Consider the following 17110-nt stretch of genomic DNA (forward strand, 5'->3'; position numbering starts at 1 on the left):
CGCCTACGCTTTCGACCTGCGCCACGAGATTCCGCTGCGCGCGACCCTGGTCCGGCTCGGCCCGCAACAACACGCCCTGCTGCTGTTGCTGCACCACATCGCCGGCGACGGCGCCTCGCTGGCGCCGCTCGCGCGCGATCTGGCCGAGGCCTATGCCGCGCGCCTCGACGGCGGCGCGCCGATCCGCGCCCCGCTGCCGGTGCAGTACGCCGACTACACCTTGTGGCAGCAACAGCTGCTCGGCGACGAGAATGACCCCGACAGCCTGATCGCGGCGCAGGTCGCTTACTGGCGCGACACCCTGGCCGGCCTGCCCGAACAGATCGAGCTGCCCAGCGACCGGCCGCGCCCGCCGCGGGCGAGTTACCGCGGCGGCCAATGCGGCTTCGCCCTCGACGCCGACACCCATGCGCGCTTGCGCGCGATCGCGCGACGCCATCACGCGACCTTGTTCATGGTGTTGCAGGCGGCGCTCGCCGCGACCCTGACCCGGCTCGGCGCCGGCACCGACCTCGCCATCGGCACGCCGGTCGCCGGCCGTCAGGACGCGGCTCTGCACGAGCTGGTCGGGCTGTTCCTCAACACCCTGGTGCTGCGCACCGACACCAGCGGCAACCCGCGCTTCAGCGAGTTGCTGGCGCGGGTGCGTGCGACCGACCTGGCCGCTTTCGAGCACCAGGACCTGCCGTTCGAGCAACTGGTCGACACGCTCAAACCCGAGCGCTCCCTGAGCCACCACCCGCTGTTCCAGGTGCTGCTGGTGCTGCAGAACACCGAACAGGCCGAGCTGCACCTGCCCGGCCTGCGCGCTCACGCGGCCGAATTCGCTCTCGACGTGGCCAAGTTCGATCTGAGCCTGGCCTTCTGCGAACGCTTCGACGACACCGGCCAGGCCGGTGGCCTCGACGGCGCGCTCGAATACGCCAGCGATCTGTTCGACCCCGCCACCGCCGAGGCGATCGCGCTGCGGCTGCAGCGCATGCTGGTCGCGATCGCCGAAGACGACAGCCGGCCGATCGGTGCGGTTGAGCTGCTCGACGAGGCCGAGCGCCAGCGTCTGCTGCGCGATGGCAACGACACCGCACACACCATCGAACTCGAATCGGTCGCGGCCGCATTCGAGCGCCAGGTCGCGTCGAACCCGCAGGCGATCGCCGTGCTCGGCGACGGTATCGAGTGGAGCTACGCCGAGCTCGACCGCCGCGCCGAAGCGCTCGCCCACGAACTGCGCCGTCGCGGCGCCGCTGCCGAACGCGGCGTCGCCCTGCTGTTGCAACGCTCGCCCGACTTGGTCGTCGCGGTGCTGGCCGTGCTCAAGACCGGCGCCTATTACCTGCCGCTGCACGAGCAGCATCCCGACGAGCGCCTGAATCAGCTGCTGGCCGAAACCGATGCGGCACTGCTGATCGCCGATGCCAGCCTGGACGGACGATCGATCGCACTGGCGGATCCGTTGCGCCTGGATGCGTTCGACTTCAGCCGCAACGAACCGCGCACGCGCCGAGCCACGATCCATCCCGAGCAGCTGGCCTACGTCATGTACACCTCCGGCTCGACCGGGGTGCCGAAAGGCGTGGCGGTGCGCCAGCGCGACGTGGTCGAGTTCGCCCGCGACCGCCGCTTCGCCAGCGGCCACGAGACCGTGCTGCTGCATTCGACCCACGCCTTCGACGCCTCGACTTACGAGCTATGGGTGCCGCTGCTCAACGGCGGACGCATCGTGGTCGCGCCGGCCGGTGCGCTCGATGCGCTCGATTTCCGTCGGCTCATCGCCCGCCATCGCCTGTCGACCTTGTGGCTGACCACCGGCCTGTTCCACGAGTTCGCCGAGTCCGCGCCGGACGTGTTCGCCGGCCTGGCCCAGGTCTGGACCGGCGGCGAAGTGCTGTCGGTCGATACGGTGCGGCGCCTGCAGGCGCGGCATCCGCATCTGCAGCTGGTGCATTGCTATGGCCCCACCGAGACCACCACCTTCGCAGTGAGCGGCGCGATCGCGGCCTTGGACGAACACACGCACAACGTCCCGATCGGCACGCCGCTCGACAATATGCAGGTCTACGTGCTCGACGAGGCGCTGCAGCCGGTGCCGACCGGCGTGCCCGGCGAGCTGTACATCGCCGGCGCCGGCCTGGCGCGCGGCTATCTGCGTCGCCCCGCGCTCAGCGCCGAACGCTTCCTTGCCAATCCCTTCGCGATCGGCCGGCGCATGTACCGTTCCGGCGACCGCGTGCGCTGGCGCGGCGGCCGCATCGAGTTCGTCGGCCGCATCGACCAACAAGTGAAGATCCGCGGCTTCCGCATCGAACTCGGCGAAATCGAGGCTGCGCTCGCTCGCGCCGGTTGCCCGCATAACCTCGTCGTCGCCCGCGAAGATCGCCCGGGGCAGAAGCGACTGGTCGCCTATCTGGTCGGCGACCGCGAGCGGCTCGATCGCGACCGACCGGAACGCCTGAGCCGCGCGCTCGCCGCGCAATTGCCCGAATACATGCTGCCGGCCGCCTTCGTGGTGCTCGATCGCCTGCCGCTGACCGCGAACGGCAAGCTCGACCGCGGCGCCCTGCCGTCGCCCGATGCGACTGCGGCCGGCGGCCGCGGCCCACGCAACCCGGGCGAGCAGGCTCTGTGCACGCTGTTCGCCGAAGTTCTCGGCGTGCAGCGGGTCGGCATCGACGATGACTTCTTCGCCCTCGGCGGGCATTCCCTGCTGGCCACGCGTCTGCTCGGCCGAGTCCGTACCGAGCTCGGCAGCGAAATCGCGCTGCGCAGCCTGTTCGAGGCGCCTACGGTCGCGGCCCTGGCCCAGCGTCTCGCGAGCGGCGCACGCATGCGCCCACCGCTGCGACGGCAACAGCGACCGACGACGCTGCCGCTGTCGTTCGCGCAGCAGCGCCTGTGGTTTCTGCACCAGCTGCAGGGCCCCAGCGCCACCTACAACATTCCGCTGGCCTTGCATCTGCAGGGCGAGCTCGATGCGGACGCGCTCGAACGCGCCCTCAACGATCTGATCGCCCGTCACGAAAGCCTGCGCAGCATCGTCCCGCTGACCGACACGCCGCAACAGTGCGTGCTCGATCGCGCCGAGTTGCGTCTGGCGACGACCGAACTCGACGAGTCCGACTTGCCGGCGGCGCTCAATGCCGCGGTCGCCCATGCCTTCGACCTGAGCCGGGAACTGCCGTTGCGCGCGCAGTTGTTCCGGCTCGCTCCGCAACGGCACGCCCTGCTGCTGTTGCTGCACCACATCGCCGGCGACGGCGCCTCGCTGGCACCGCTGGCGCGCGACCTCGCCTGCGCCTATGCCTCGCGGTTGCGAGGCCAGCCACCGGCATGGATACCGCTGCCGGTGCAGTACGCCGACTACACCCTCTGGCAACGGCAATGGCTCGGCGACGAACGACGCCCGGACAGCACGATCGCGCAGCAGATCGGCTACTGGCGCGAGGCCCTCGCCGGACTGCCGGAGCGCATCGCCCTGCCGCAGGACCGACCGCACCCGCCGGCGGCGAGCCATCGCGGCCGGCGCCTGTCGTTCGCCGTCGACGCCGCCACCCACGCGCGCCTGCTCGCGCTGGCGCAAGACCGCAACGCCACCTTGTTCATGGCCCTGCACGCCGCCCTGGCCGCGACCCTGAGCCGGCTCGGCGCCGGCGACGACATCGCCATCGGCACGCCGATCGCCGGCCGTGTCGATCCGGCCCTCGACGGTTTGATCGGCCTGTTCGTCAACACCCTGGTGCTGCGCAGCGACACTTCCGGCGACCCGAGCTTCGAGGACCTGCTCGACCGCGTGCGCCGCGTCGACCTCGCCGCCTACGAGCACCAGGACCTGCCGTTCGAACATCTGGTCGAGGCCTTGAACCCGGCGCGCTCGCTGTCGCATCACCCCTTGTTCCAGGTGATGCTGAGCCTGCAGAACGGCATCGGCACCGATGCCGAACTGGTATTGCCCGGGCTGAGCCTGCGCAGCCAGAGCTTCGACCTCGACATCGCCAAGTTCGACCTCAGCCTCGGCTTCAGCGAATGCCGCGACCGCGACGGCCGCCCCGATGGACTCGACGGCAGCATCGAGTACGCCACCGATCTGTTCGACGACGCCACCGCGCGCGACATCGTCGAACGACTGCAGCGCCTGCTGCGCGCGGTCGCGGTCGACCCCAGCCAACCGATCGGCGGCATCGGCCTGCTCGGCGAAGACGAACGCCAACGGCTGCTCGCAAGCGGCCGCGGCGACGAGGCTGTTGCGCCGATCACCGTGAACGCGGCTTTCGAACGCCAGGTCGCCCTCACGCCAACCGCGCCGGCCTTGATATTCGGCGACAGCGTGCTGAGCTACGCCGAGCTCAACCGCCGCGCCAATCGCCTCGCCCACGCGCTGATCGGCCGCGGCATCGGCCCGGAAGACCGGGTCGCGCTGGTGTTGCGGCGCTCGCCGCACACCATCGTCGCGGTGCTCGGCGTGCTCAAGGCCGGCGCCGCCTTCGTGCCGCTGGACCCGGAGTATCCGCTCGATCGCCTCGCTTACATGCTCGACGACGCCAGCCCACGCCTGAGCATCGGCGACCGCGCCGGCCGCGCCCGCTTGCCGGCACTGGCCGACGCGGCCTGGTTCGGTCTCGACGACGAGGCCAACCTCGCCGCGATCGGCGACAGCCCGCTGCACAACCCGAGCGATCGCGAACGTGTGAGCGCGCTGCGGGTGCAGCACCCGGCCTATGTCATCTACACCTCCGGTTCCAGCGGCCGGCCCAAGGGCGTGGTCGTCGCTCACGCCGGCATCGCCAACCTGATCGAAAGCGGCGTCGAACCGCTCGCCATCGGCGCGGATGCGCGCGTGCTGCAGTTCGCCTCGCTGAGTTTCGACGCCGCGTTCTGGGAGCTCTGCATGGCGCTGCTGTCCGGTGGCGCACTGGTGATGGCCGAGTCCGAGCGCCTGCTGCCCGGCCCGGCCCTGACCGCAACCATGCGCGCGCATCGCATCACCCATGCCCTGCTGCCGCCGGCGGTGTTGTCGCTGTTGCACCCGGACGACCTGCCCGACTGCCGTCGGCTGATCGTCGGCGGCGAAGCCTGCGCACCGGCGCTGGCCCAGGTGTGGGCGCAAGACCGCGGCCTGATCAATGCCTACGGCCCGACCGAGACCACGGTCTGCGCGAGCATGACCGCACCGCTGGCGGGCGACGCCGTGGCATCGCAGGAGCGCGTGCCGATCGGGCGCGCGGTGCGCGGCAGCCGCCTGCAGGTGTTGGATGCGCGCCTGCGCGCAGTGCCGGTCGGCGTGCCCGGCGAGCTGTATATCGGCGGCCCCGGGCTCGCGCGCGGATACCTCGATCGTCCCGGCCTGAGCGCCGAGCGCTTCGTCGCCGACCCCGATGCGCCCGGCGAACGCATGTACCGCTCCGGCGACCTGGCGCGGTGGCGACGCGACGGTCAGCTCGAATTCCTCGGCCGCGCCGACCGCCAGCTCAAACTGCGCGGTTTCCGCATCGAACCCGGCGAGATCGAAGCCGCGCTGGCCGACGCCGGTTTCCCGCACAACACCGTTCTCGCGCATGAAGGCCCGCACGAACACACGCGCCTGGTCGCCTATCTGGTCGCCGATAACGTCGACACCGCGGCGCTGCGGCGCCGGCTCGCGTTGCGCCTGCCGCAGCATATGCTGCCGGCGGTCTTCGTCGTCCTCGAACGCTGGCCGTTGACGCCGAACGGCAAGCTCGACCGCCGCGCCTTGCCGTTGCCCGAGCTGGATGCGGCCGCGACCGAACACTACGAGGCGCCGCGCGGCGAGGTCGAACCGATCATCGCGGCGCTGTGGCGGGAGTTGCTGATGCGCCCCCGGGTCGGTCGCCACGATCACTTCTTCGAGCTCGGCGGGCATTCGCTGTTGGCGGTGCGCTTGATCGAACGCATGCGCCAGGCCGGGCTGATCGCGCGCGTGCGCCAGTTGTTCGCTCAACCGACTCTGGCCGCTTTCGCCGCCTCGGTGGAAACCGCGGCCAGCGAAGATCGCGCGCAGCCCGAGGTGCCGGCGTACGCGATCCCCGCCGATTGCACCGCGATCGTGCCGTCGATGCTGCCGCTGGCGAACCTGAGTCAGGCCGCGATCGACCGCCTGCTCGCCGAAGTGCCCGGCGGCGCCGGCAACGTCCAGGACATCTACCCGCTCGCGCCCTTGCAGGAGGGGCTGCTGTATCACCACCGCACCGCCCAGGCCGGCGATCCTTACCTGCTGCAATCGCTGTTCCGCTTCGATAGCCGCGCCCGCCTCGACGCGTTCCGCGACGCCTTGCAGGCGGTCGTCGACCGCCACGACATCCTCAGGACCGCAATGGCCTGGGAAGGCCTGGCCGAACCGGTGCAGGTGGTGTGGCGACGCGCGCAGCTGCCGATCGAGGAGATCGCCCTGGACCCGGCGGCCGGCGCTATCGCTGCGCAGTTGCAAGCCCAGGTCGATCCGCGCACGCATCGGCTCGACGTGCGTCGCGCGCCGTTGCTGCGCTTGAGTTGCGCACGCGACGGCGCCGACGGCAGCTGGGTCGGTGCGCTGCAGTTTCACCACATGGCCCTGGACCACACCGCACTCGAGGTGGTGCAACGCGAGATGCAGGCCTTCCTGCACGGCGAAATGGCGAGCCTGCCCGAGCCGGTGCCGTACCGCGACTACGTGGTGCAGGCGACCCTGGCGCAAGTCCACGCCACGCACGAAGCTTTTTTCCGCGACCTGCTCGGCGATGTCGACGAGCCGACCCTCGCGTTCGGCATCGACGGATCGGCGGCCCAGGGCCACGACAGACTCACCGCACACGGCACAGCCACAGGCGACGACGAAGCCCACGAGGAAGTAAACAGCGAACTCGATCAGCGCCTGCGCGCGCAGGCGCGGCAACTCGGGGTCAGCGTGGCGAGCCTGTTGCACCTGGCCTGGGCGCAGGTGTTGGGACGCTTGAGCGGACGCGACGACGTGGTGTTCGGCACGGTGCTGTTCGGCCGTTTGCACGGCGCGGCACGCTCGGAGCGCGCCCTGGGCATGTTCATCAACACCTTGCCCTTGCGCGTCGCGCTGACCGCGGGCGTCCGCGAAGCGGTGAAGGCCACCCACGAACGCCTTGCCGCGTTGCTGGAACACGAACACGCGCCCCTGGTGCTGGCCCAAGCCTGCAGCGGCGTCGCCGCGCCACGGCCGCTGTTCAACAGTCTGCTCAACTACCGCCACAGCGCGCCGGGCGCCGAGGCCGCCTGGCCCGGCATCGAGGCCCTGGACTCGGCCGCGGGCGAACGCACCCATTATCCACTGACCGTGGCGGTCGACGACCTGGGTACGGGCTTGGCTCTCGGCGTACGCACCCGCGCCGGCATCGACGCCGCGCGCGTTTGCGCCTGCCTGCGCCAATCGCTCGAATCCCTGGCCGATGCGCTCGAACACGCGCCGCACGCGCCGGTGCTCGGTCTCGAAGTCTTGCCGCCGCCGCAACGCGAGCAAGTCCTGGTCGGCTTCAACACGCCGCAGATGGACGCCACTCAAGACGACTGCCTGCATCGCCGCTTCGAGGCGCAGGCCGCACGCAGACCGGACGCGGTCGCGTTGAGCTTTGAGGGCTTCACGCTGACCTACGCCGAGCTCAATGCCCGCGCCAACCAGGTCGCCCACCGCCTGCTCGCACTCGGCATCGCGCCCGACGATCGCGTCGGCCTGTGCGCCGAACGCGGGCCGGAATTGGTGATCGGCGTGCTCGGCATCCTCAAGGCCGGTGCCGGCTATGTGCCCTTGGACCCGGCCTATCCGGCCGAACGGCTGCGCTATCTGCTCGACGACAGCGCGCCGGTGGCGGTGCTGGCGCCGTCGCAGATGCACGAGGCGCTGGGCGCGAGCTCGGTACCGCTGCTCGAACTGAACGCCGAGGCCTTTGCCGACCTGCCGACCCACGACCCGCAGTTGCCTGCACTCGGGCCCCAACATCTGGCCTACGTGATCTACACCTCGGGCTCGACCGGGCAAGCCAAGGGCGTGATGGTCGAACACCGCCAGGTCACGCGTTTGTTCGCTGCGACCGCGGCGCAGTTCCGGTTCGGCGCCGACGACGTCGGCGTGCTGTTCCATTCCTTCGCCTTCGACTTCTCGGTCTGGGAGCTGTGGGGCGCCTTGCTGCACGGCGGGAGACTGCTGCTGGTGTCGCGGCCGACCAGCCGTTCGCCGCAAGAGTTCTACGAATTGCTGTGCCGCGAAGGCGTGACCGTGCTCAACCAGACGCCGACCGCATTCCGCCATCTGATCGCCGCGCAGAGCCGCAGCCGGCACCGCTTGCGCGTGGTGATCTTCGGCGGCGAAGCGCTGCAGACGAACATGCTCGCCCCCTGGTACCGGCGCGCCGACAACGCGGGCACGCAGTTGGTCAACATGTACGGCATCACCGAGACCACGGTGCACGTGACCTATCGCGCGCTGAGCGCGGCCGACGCCGAGCGCGGCGGCGCGAGCCCGATCGGGCGCGCCCTCGCCGACCTGCGCGTCTACGTGCTCGACGCCCAGCGCCAACCGCTGCCGATCGGCGCGATCGGCGAGCTCTACGTGGCCGGCGCCGGTGTCGCGCGCGGTTATCTGCATCGGCCGGCGCTGACCGCGGAGCGCTTTCTCGACGACCCGTTCTGGCCGCAGGCGGCGCACGCGCGCATGTACAAGACCGGCGACCTGGGGCGCTGGTTGCCCGACGGCAGCCTGGAATACCTCGGCCGCAACGACGATCAGGTCAAGATCCGCGGCTTCCGCATCGAGCTGGGCGAGATCGAGGCGGCCTTGAACGAGGTCGCCGGCACCGAACAAGCGGTGGTGGTCGCGCGCGACGACGGCCCCAGCGAGGACGGTCCTGCTGTAGATGGTCCCGCTGAGAAACGCCTGATCGCCTATTACACCGGCCCGTCGCTGCCGGCCGAAACCTTGCGCACGCGGCTGCAGGCGCGCTTGCCCGAGCACCTGTTGCCGGCGGCCTATGTGCACCTGCCGCAGTGGCCGCTGACCGCCAACGGCAAGCTCGACCGCAAGGCCTTGCCGGCGCCTGACTTGTCGGCCGTGGCCGCGCGTCGTTTCGAAGCGCCGCGCGGCGAAGTCGAAACCCGGCTCGCGCAGATCTGGTGCGACCTGCTGCAACTCGAACGCGTCGGCCGCCACGATCACTTCTTCGAACTCGGCGGTCATTCGCTCAAGGCGATCAATCTGGTCGCGCGCGTCGCCGAGGCCTTCGACGGCCATTCGCTATCGTTGTTGGCCTTCTATGCGCAGCCGACCATCGAAGCCTTGGCGCAGTCGCTGCAAGTCGCACAGGCCGCGCCCTACGACCCGGTGCCGCAGTTGCTCGCCAGCCGCAGCCGCTGCGAGTTGTCGCTGTTGTGCGTGCCCTATGCCGGCGCCTCGGCGACCATGTTCCAACCGCTCGCCGAGCACTTGGCCGCATTGGACGAACGCATCTCGGTGTATGCGGTGGCGATACCGGGCCGCGACGACATCGAGGCCGGCGCCGGACTGAGCGACCTCGACGCGCTGGCCGCGCTCTGCGTCGAGCGCCTGCTGGCGAAGACCGACGGCGAGATCGGCCTGTACGGCCACTGCGTCGGCAGCGTGCTGGCGCTGGAAATCGCCCGTCGCCTGGAAGCGGCCGGGCGACCCGTGAAATTCGTCTGCGTCGGCGGGGTGCTGCCGCTGTCGAGGCTGTCGCGATGGCTACTCGGGCGCGACCCCTGGAAGTCGACCAGCGATGCGCAACTGCGCGAACTGATCCGGGCCTGGGGCGGGTCGACCGAGGGCCTGCACGAGGACGCGCTGCGGCGCCTCAGCGCCGGCTTCCGCCAGGACGCCCGCCTGGCCGCGGCCCACCTCAAACGCCGGCCGCCGCCACGGATCCGAGCGCCGCTGTTCAACATCAACAGCGAGGACGACCCGCTGACCCGCGGCCATCGCAGCAAATACCGGCGCTGGCGGGCCTGCTCGGAGCGGGTCCACGCCATCGTCCTGGCCGACGGCGGGCATTATTTCGTCAGCCGGCAGCCGGCGCAGGTCGCCGCCATCGTCCACGCAATCGATCGCGGCCACGGCCTGCTGGGCCGCAGCCGCGGCGGCGTCATCGACTGGGGCTGAGCGCCAGAGCCCTCTCGCGATCCAGCCGGGCCGGCCTATCGCGCCGGCCCGATCCGACCGGCGGCGCAGGGCCGGCCGCCGCCGCGCCAGGGCTGCGCGGCTTCACCCGCCGCGAATCCGGGCCACGCCATCCTGCCCATATCGCCATCTCGCACCTCGAAACAACCAACGCGCATTTCCCTAGGCGCGGGCCGCTGGGATAGCGTCCCACCCCTCTGTCCCTATCCAGACGGCCGCCCACGCCACATGAGCGAGCACGCCCTGCCCCTACCGACCTCCGCCGTTCGCTGGCGCCGGCCGTTGCCCGGTTTCGGGCTCGGCCTGGGGCTGGGCCTGACTTGGCTCGGCCTGGTCGTGCTGTTGCCCTTGGCGGCGCTGATCCTGCGCTCGGGCGGGCTCGGGCTGGACGGCTGGCTGCGCGCGGTCGGCGATCCGCGGGTGATCGCCTCGCTCAAGGTCAGTTTCGCCACCGCCTTCATCGCCGCGGTGGTCTCGCTGTTGGCCGGCGCGCTGATCGCCTGGGTGCTGGAACGCTACCGCTTCAGCGGCCGGCGCCTGCTCGACGCCCTGGTCGACCTGCCGTTCGCGCTGCCGACCGCGGTCGCCGGCATCACCCTGGCGGCGATCTACGACGAGAACGGCTGGGTCGGCCAGTTGCTGCAGCCGCTCGGCATCAAACTGGTCAATAACACCACCGGCATCGTCATCGCCCTGATCTTCATCGGGCTGCCGTTCGCGGTGCGCACGGTGCAGCCGGTGCTCGAAGCGCTCGGCCGCGAACAGGAAGAGGCCGCGGCCTCGCTCGGCGCCTCGCGCCTGACCACCTTGCGGCGGGTGATCCTGCCCGAGCTGCTGCCGGCGCTGCTGACCGGCTTCTCGCTGGCGTTCGCGCGCGGCCTGGGCGAGTTCGGCTCGGTGATCTTCATCGCCGGCAACCTGCCGATGAAGACCGAGATCGCGCCGTTGCTGATCACCATCCGCCTGGAAGAGGAAGGCGGCGTGACCGCGGCGATCGTGCTGGCGACCCTGCTGCTGCTGATGTCCTTCGCCTGCCTGGTCGCGATCAACGCCGCCTCGGCCTTGTTCGCGCACGGGAGCCGCCGCGATGGCTGACGCGCGCGACCAATTGCAGGAACCGGCCTGGGTGCGCTGGACCCTGATCGCGCTGGCAGTCGCGATCATGGCCCTGGTGCTGGTGCTGCCGCTGCTGATGCTGCTCGGCGCCGCGTTCGGCAGCGGGCTCAAGGTCTGGATCGCCGCGGTGACCGAGCCGCACACCTTGTCGGCGCTGCGCCTGACCCTGCTGACCGCGGCGGTGGTGGTGCCGGTCAACGCGATCTGCGGCGTGTTCATGGCCTGGGCGCTGACCCGTTTCGAGTTCCGCGGCAAACGCACCCTGCTGGCCCTGATCGACCTGCCGTTCGCGGTGTCGCCGGTGGTCGCCGGCCTGTGCCTGGTGCTGTTGTTCAGCCCCACTCACGGTTACTTCGCCGACCTGTTGAACCAATACGACATCAAGATCCTGTTCGCCACGCCTGGCATCGTCCTGGCGACCATGTTCGTGACCTTCCCGTTCGTGGTGCGCGAGCTGATCCCGCTGATGGAACAGCAGGGCAGCGACGAAGAACTCGCCGCGCGCTCGCTCGGCGCCAGTGCCTGGACCATGTTCTTCCGCGTGACCCTGCCGAACATCAAGTGGGGCCTGCTGTACGGCGTGCTGCTGTGCAGTGCGCGCGCGATGGGCGAGTTCGGCGCGGTCACGGTGGTGTCGGGCAACATCATGGGCAAGACCAACACGCTCTCGCTGCACGTGGAGGTGTTGTACAAACAACTCGGCGGCGAAGCCGCGGCCGCGTTCGCCGTCGCTTCCCTGCTCGCCGGCCTGGCCCTGGTCACGCTGGTGTTCAAGATCTGGCTCGAGGCACGTCACGGCGACGCGCTCGCGCGTTCGCATCGCCGACATTGATTCACAGGTAACCGCCCGACATGGATCTGCACATTCAAGCCATCGCCAAGCGCTACGCGACCGTCGCCGCGCTCGATTCGGTCGACCTCGATGTCGCCTCCGGCGAACTGGTCGCCCTGCTCGGGCCTTCCGGCTCGGGCAAGACCACCTTGCTGCGGGTGATCGCCGGCCTGCTGCAGCCCGACTCGGGCCGCCTGCTGTTCGGCGACCAGGACGCAACGAGGCTGAGCCTGCGCGAACGCAACGTCGGTTTCGTGTTCCAGCACTACGCCTTGTTCAAGCACATGAGCGTGGCCGAGAACATCGCCTTCGGCCTGCGCAGCCGGCCGCGTTCGCGCCGCCCCGACAAGGCCACCATCGCCCAGCGCGTGCAGGAGCTGTTGAACCTGATCCAGTTGCCGGAACTCGGCGCGCGCTATCCGGAACAGCTCTCGGGCGGGCAAAAGCAGCGCGTCGCCCTGGCCCGCGCGCTCGCGATCGACCCGACCGTGCTGTTGCTCGACGAACCCTTCGGCGCGCTCGACGCCAAGGTCCGCATCGAACTGCGCCGCTGGTTGCGGCGCCTGCACGACCAGACCGGGCAGACCACCTTGTTCGTCACCCACGACCAGGAAGAAGCGCTGGAACTGGCCGATCGCGTGGTCGTGCTCAAGGACGGCCGCATCGAACAGGTCGGCACCCCCGACGAAATCTACAGCGCGCCGGCCTCGGCCTACGTGTTCGACTTCATCGGCCGCGCCAACGTCATCGAAGGCCAGACCGAAGGCGGCCAGCTCTCGGTCAACGGCCACGCCCTGCGACTGCCGGTCGACAGCCGCAGCCGCAGCCGCGCGCGCCTGTACGTGCGCCCGCACGACATGGCCCTGGTCGCCGACGGCGAAGGCCTGCCGGCCCGGGTGCTGTCCGCGCATCGTCTGGCCGAGCGCATCACCCTGGAACTGCAGGTCGAAGGCCAGCACCGCCCGCTGGAACTCGACCTGGTCGCGACCCCGGATGCGGTCACCCCGGCCCCCGGCAGCACCGTCCACGTGCGCCCGCTGCGCTATCGGGTGTATTCGGACTGAGCCGCAGCCGGCGGGCAATGCGAGTTGCCGCCGAAGCACGCGGCCGCCAGCGTCGGCCTCCCGAGCCCCACGGGCTGAGTGCGTGTATTCGGCCCGGACAGGCAAATCCGGCCGGATTCCCCGGCTTCGGCACCCGCGCCGCCGAACGTCTCTCCGTTTGGCAGAACGCAGCGTCCGCATCCCGGCGCGACCGCCGGTCGCAGGCCGGCGCGACCGGCGGGGGTAAACTAGCGCCCATGACCTATCCCTATTCGCGCCCGCGGCGGATGCGCCGCGACGAATTCTCGCGGCGCCTGATGCGCGAGACCGTCCTCACCGCCGACGACCTGATCTATCCGGTCTTCGTCCACGAACTCGACGGCCGCGCGCCGGTCGGCTCCATGCCCGGCATCGAGCGTCTGTCGATCGACGAACTGCTGCGCGTCGGCGAACGCGCCAGCGAGCTGCGCGTGCCCGCGCTGGCCTTGTTCCCGGTCACCGCGCCGGAGGCCAAGTCGCTCGACGCCGTCGCCGCCTGGGACGAAGACGGCCTGTGCCAACGCGCGATCCGCGCGCTCAAGCAGCGCTTCCCCGAGCTCGGCGTGATCACCGACGTCGCTCTCGACCCCTACACCAGCCACGGCCAGGACGGCCTGGTCGACGACAACGGCTACGTGATGAACGACGAGACCGTCGAAGCCCTGGTCAAGCAGGCGCTGTCGCACGCCGCCGCCGGCGCCGATGTGGTCGCGCCCAGCGACATGATGGACGGCCGCATCGGCCAGATCCGCAACGCGCTCGAACTCGACGGCCACATCCACACCCGCATCCTCGCCTACAGCGCCAAGTACGCGTCGAGCTTCTACGGCCCGTTCCGCGATGCGGTCGGCTCGGCCGGCGCGCTCGGCAAGGGCAACAAATACACCTACCAGATGGACCCGGCCAACAGCGACGAGGCTTTGCGCGAAGTCGCGCTGGATCTCGACGAAGGCGCCGACATGGTCATGGTCAAGCCGGGCATGCCGTATCTCGACATCGTGCGCCGGGTGAAGGACGAATTCGGCGTACCGACCTTCGTCTACCAGGTCAGCGGCGAGTACGCGATGCTGCGCGCGGCGATCCAGAACGGCTGGCTCGACGAACGCGGCTGCGTGATGGAAGCGCTGACCTCGATCAAGCGCGCCGGCGCCGACGGCGTGCTGACCTACTTCGCGCTCGATGCGGCGCAGTGGATGCGCGAGGCCCGCTGAGGCCTCAAGCGATACCGGGCAGCGGAACGCAGCATCGGCGCGATAGCGCCTGCTGCGTTTCGTAGCGCAAGCGTGTCGCCTCGGCTTGAACGCGCACGCCGATCAGCGCGCCGCGCTCGCGACGCAACCGTCCCGGCCCGTCGCCGCCGGCGCCTTCATCCGATACAGGTCCATCTTGCCGGCGCGCGGCGCTTTCGCCGAACCGGTGACCAACAGCTCGCCGGGCTTGTTCCAGTCGATCGCCGGGCCGAGCGTGTGCGCCGCTTCGGTATTGAACGACAGCGCGAGCGGCGCGGCCTGCGCATAACGCGCGCCGTCGCAGTGGGCGACGTACAGGCGGATCGGTTGCTTCTCCGCGTCCTTGGAACGCGCGAACACGACGGTCTTGCCGTCGCCGAGCCAGGCGGCATCGAACTCGTCGTCGGCGCTGTTGACCCCGGGCACCGGCTTGGGGTCGACGAAGGCCTGGCCGTTCCATTGCGCGACGAACAAATCGTGACGGCCGCTGCCGCCGAAGCCGTCGCTGGCGAACAGCAGATGACGGCCGTCGCGGCTCGGCGTCGGCGCCCATTCGTCGCCGCGGCCGTTGACGCCGCGTCCGAGGTTTTCGACCGGGCCGTAGCCGCCATCGTCGCGCACCGCGGCGCGATAGAGATCGTCGCCGCCGTGGCCGCCGGGGCGGTTGGAAAAGAAGTACAGCCAGCGCCCGTCGGCAGAGAAGGCGGGGTCGAAATCGTTGGCCTTGGCGTTCAGCGGCAACGGCTTCGCGTCCTGCCAGCGGCCATCGATCAGACTGGCCTGCCACAGGTCCCAGCCGCCGGCGCCGCCGCTGCGGTCGGTGCTGCCCCAGACGATGCGCCGTCCGTCGGGAGACACGGCCGCGCGCACCTCACTGTGCACGGTCGATACGACTCCCATGCCTTCTATGCCGAATTCGGACAGGGCCGCCTGGACCGTGCTGGCGAGCCCGCAGGCGAGGAGTAGACTGAGGCCGAACCGGACCCTGGCGTGCCGCATCGTGCGTCTCCCGAACTAGGGTCACCAGTCTAGAACGAGGCGCGTCCATGTCGATCGATTCCAGTTCGTCCAGCCCTGTCCTTCGCTATGCGGTCTTCGGTCATCCGGTCGCGCACTCGCTGTCGCCGCGCATCCACGCCGCGTTCGGGCGCCAGCTCGGCATCGCCCTGGAATACACCGCGATCGACGCCGCGCCGGAGCAGTTCGACGTCGCCCTCGCCGCGTTCGCGGCCGAAGGCGGCCTCGGCGCCAACATCACCCTGCCGCTGAAGACGCGCGCGGCGAGCATCTGCAGCCACCTCAGCGAACGCGCGCAACGCGCCGGCGCGGTCAACACCCTGATCCGCAGCGCGACCGGCTGGGAAGGCGACAACACCGACGGCACCGGCCTGATCCGCGACCTCACCGAGCGTCACGGCCTGGACCTGCGTTCGCGCCGCACCCTGTTGATCGGCGCCGGCGGCGCCGCGCGCGGCGTGGCGCCGGCCCTGCTCGATGCCGGCATCGGCGATCTCTATATCGTCAACCGCACCAGCGAACGCGTCGACGCCCTGGCCGACGCGCTCGGCATGCCCGGCCGCGTGCACCCGCGTTATCTCGCCGATGTCGGCACCCTCGGCAACTTCGACCTGATCGTCAACGCCACCTCGGCCGCGCGCGACGACGCCATGCCGACCCTGCCGATGAGCCTGGCGACGCCGCGCACCGCCGCGGTCGACCTGAGCTACGGCGAAGTGGCGATTCCGTTCCTGGCCTGGGCCAAGGTCGCCGGCGCGCACGACCGCATCGACGGGCTCGGCATGCTGGTCGAACAGGCCGCCGAGAGCTTCGAGCGTTGGCACCGCAAGCGCCCGGACACCGATCCGGTCTACGCCATGCTGCGCGAACGCGCCGACGCCCTGGTCACCGCCGACTGACCCGGCGATGAGCGCGATCGATCGCGACGCGGCGCCCGAGCACGGCGCCGCGACCGTTTCCGGCGCCGCGACCGTTTCCGGCGCCGACCAGCGCAAGCCGGCGGCGCGAGCGGACTTCGCCGGCACCCACCCCGGCCCCGACACGATCTTTCATTTCGCCACGCCCGCCGACTGGCAGCGGGCGCAGGCATCCGGCGCCTATGCCCCGGACGGCTGGACCCGCGAAGGCTTCGTGCATTGCGCGACCCAGGCGCAACTCGACGGCGTCATCGAACGCCATCAACGCGGGCGCGGCGCCCTGCTTCGATTGAGCATCGACGCGGCCGCGCTCGGCGCGGCTTTGCGCTACGACTGGAGCGAACGCAGCGGCGATTATTTCCCGCACGTGTACGCGCCGATTCCCTTGGACGCGGTACGCGCGGTCGAGCCGTTCGCGGCGCCGCCATGAGCTTCGCCTGCCGCAGCCATTGCGGCGCCTGCTGCATCGCGCCTTCGATCAGCTCGCCGATCCCGGGCATGCCGCACGGCAAACCGGCCGGCATCCCCTGCGTGCAGCTCGACGACGAACTGCGTTGCCGTTTGTTCGGCAAGCCGGAGCGACCGGCGTTCTGCGGATCGCTGCAGCCATCGCGCGAGATGTGCGGCGAGGACCGCGGGCAGGCGATGCAGTGGTTGGATTGGCTGGAAGCGCAGACCCGGCCGGGATGAGCGGCTGGGTGTCGCGTTCGCGGCTGCGGGGTGGGTCGAGGTAAAAGGGCGACAGAGCAAATCCCCCCTCCCTCCCTTTTCCAAGG

The 17110-nt window shown here is 70.3% G+C and carries 9 protein-coding genes (1 of these 9 cut by a window edge); 8 read left to right on the forward strand and 1 reads right to left on the reverse strand.

The features are described from left to right. The 5 genes from GLA29479_RS14285 to hemB form a co-directional block, all read left to right on the forward strand. Nucleotides 1–10123 carry the 3' portion of a non-ribosomal peptide synthetase gene (locus GLA29479_RS14285; protein WP_057971985.1) on the forward strand. Its footprint begins 8 nt before the window's first position, so the window shows 10123 of its 10131 coding nt (coding positions 9–10131); its start codon lies off the left edge, out of view; the stop codon is at nucleotides 10121–10123. Between the two features lie 246 nt (nucleotides 10124–10369). Further along, nucleotides 10370–11236: a sulfate ABC transporter permease subunit CysT gene (gene cysT, locus GLA29479_RS14290; RefSeq protein ID WP_057971986.1), complete on the forward strand. Its 867-nt coding sequence runs from the start codon at nucleotides 10370–10372 to the stop codon at nucleotides 11234–11236. Beyond that, a complete protein-coding gene (cysW, locus tag GLA29479_RS14295) occupies nucleotides 11229–12089 on the forward strand; it encodes a sulfate ABC transporter permease subunit CysW (RefSeq protein ID WP_057971987.1) in 861 nt (286 codons plus the stop codon). Before cysT ends, cysW begins: the two co-directional genes overlap by 8 nt. 20 nt (nucleotides 12090–12109) lie before the next feature. Then, nucleotides 12110–13153: a sulfate/molybdate ABC transporter ATP-binding protein gene (locus tag GLA29479_RS14300; protein WP_057971988.1), complete on the forward strand. Its 1044-nt coding sequence runs from the start codon at nucleotides 12110–12112 to the stop codon at nucleotides 13151–13153. A 236-nt stretch (nucleotides 13154–13389) separates the two neighbouring features. Next, complete coding sequence (hemB, locus tag GLA29479_RS14305) at nucleotides 13390–14382, forward strand: porphobilinogen synthase (RefSeq protein WP_057971989.1); 993 nt, start codon at nucleotides 13390–13392, stop codon at nucleotides 14380–14382. A gap of 102 nt (nucleotides 14383–14484) precedes the next feature. On the opposite strand, the gene GLA29479_RS14310 is transcribed toward hemB, so the two are convergent. Continuing rightward, nucleotides 14485–15399 (reverse strand): TolB family protein, encoded by a 915-nt coding sequence (locus tag GLA29479_RS14310; RefSeq protein WP_057971990.1) that lies wholly within the window; start codon nucleotides 15397–15399, stop codon nucleotides 14485–14487. A 47-nt stretch (nucleotides 15400–15446) separates the two neighbouring features. Between GLA29479_RS14310 and aroE the strand changes: the two genes are divergently transcribed. The 3 genes from aroE to GLA29479_RS14325 are packed head-to-tail and all read left to right on the forward strand — an operon-like array spanning nucleotide 15447 to nucleotide 17024. Continuing rightward, entirely contained in the window at nucleotides 15447–16316 is an 870-nt protein-coding gene (gene aroE, locus GLA29479_RS14315) for a shikimate dehydrogenase (RefSeq protein WP_057916215.1), read from the forward strand. Between the two features lie 7 nt (nucleotides 16317–16323). After that, nucleotides 16324–16764: a DUF952 domain-containing protein gene (locus GLA29479_RS14320; RefSeq protein ID WP_082638682.1), complete on the forward strand. Its 441-nt coding sequence runs from the start codon at nucleotides 16324–16326 to the stop codon at nucleotides 16762–16764. Continuing rightward, nucleotides 16761–17024 carry a YkgJ family cysteine cluster protein gene (locus tag GLA29479_RS14325; RefSeq protein WP_057971991.1) on the forward strand — a complete coding sequence of 88 codons (264 nt, stop codon included), beginning with the start codon at nucleotides 16761–16763 and terminating at the stop codon, nucleotides 17022–17024. Before GLA29479_RS14320 ends, GLA29479_RS14325 begins: the two co-directional genes overlap by 4 nt. The last annotated feature ends 86 nt before the right edge of the window (nucleotides 17025–17110 follow it).

This window comes from Lysobacter antibioticus (assembly GCF_001442535.1).
Lineage (GTDB): Bacteria > Pseudomonadota > Gammaproteobacteria > Xanthomonadales > Xanthomonadaceae > Lysobacter > Lysobacter antibioticus.

Bases quoted from the DNA above. Each gene is read 5' to 3' on its own strand.
- GLA29479_RS14300 (WP_057971988.1), top strand. From the start codon at position 12,110: ATGGATCTGCACATTCAAGCCATCGCCAAGCGCTACGCGACCGTCGCC.
- aroE (WP_057916215.1), top strand. From the start codon at position 15,447: ATGTCGATCGATTCCAGTTCGTCCAGCCCTGTCCTTCGCTATGCGGTC.
- cysW (WP_057971987.1), top strand. From the start codon at position 11,229: ATGGCTGACGCGCGCGACCAATTGCAGGAACCGGCCTGGGTGCGCTGG.
- GLA29479_RS14320 (WP_082638682.1), top strand. From the start codon at position 16,324: ATGAGCGCGATCGATCGCGACGCGGCGCCCGAGCACGGCGCCGCGACC.
- cysT (WP_057971986.1), top strand. From the start codon at position 10,370: ATGAGCGAGCACGCCCTGCCCCTACCGACCTCCGCCGTTCGCTGGCGC.
- GLA29479_RS14325 (WP_057971991.1), top strand. From the start codon at position 16,761: ATGAGCTTCGCCTGCCGCAGCCATTGCGGCGCCTGCTGCATCGCGCCT.
- GLA29479_RS14310 (WP_057971990.1), bottom strand. From the start codon at position 15,399: ATGCGGCACGCCAGGGTCCGGTTCGGCCTCAGTCTACTCCTCGCCTGC.
- hemB (WP_057971989.1), top strand. From the start codon at position 13,390: ATGACCTATCCCTATTCGCGCCCGCGGCGGATGCGCCGCGACGAATTC.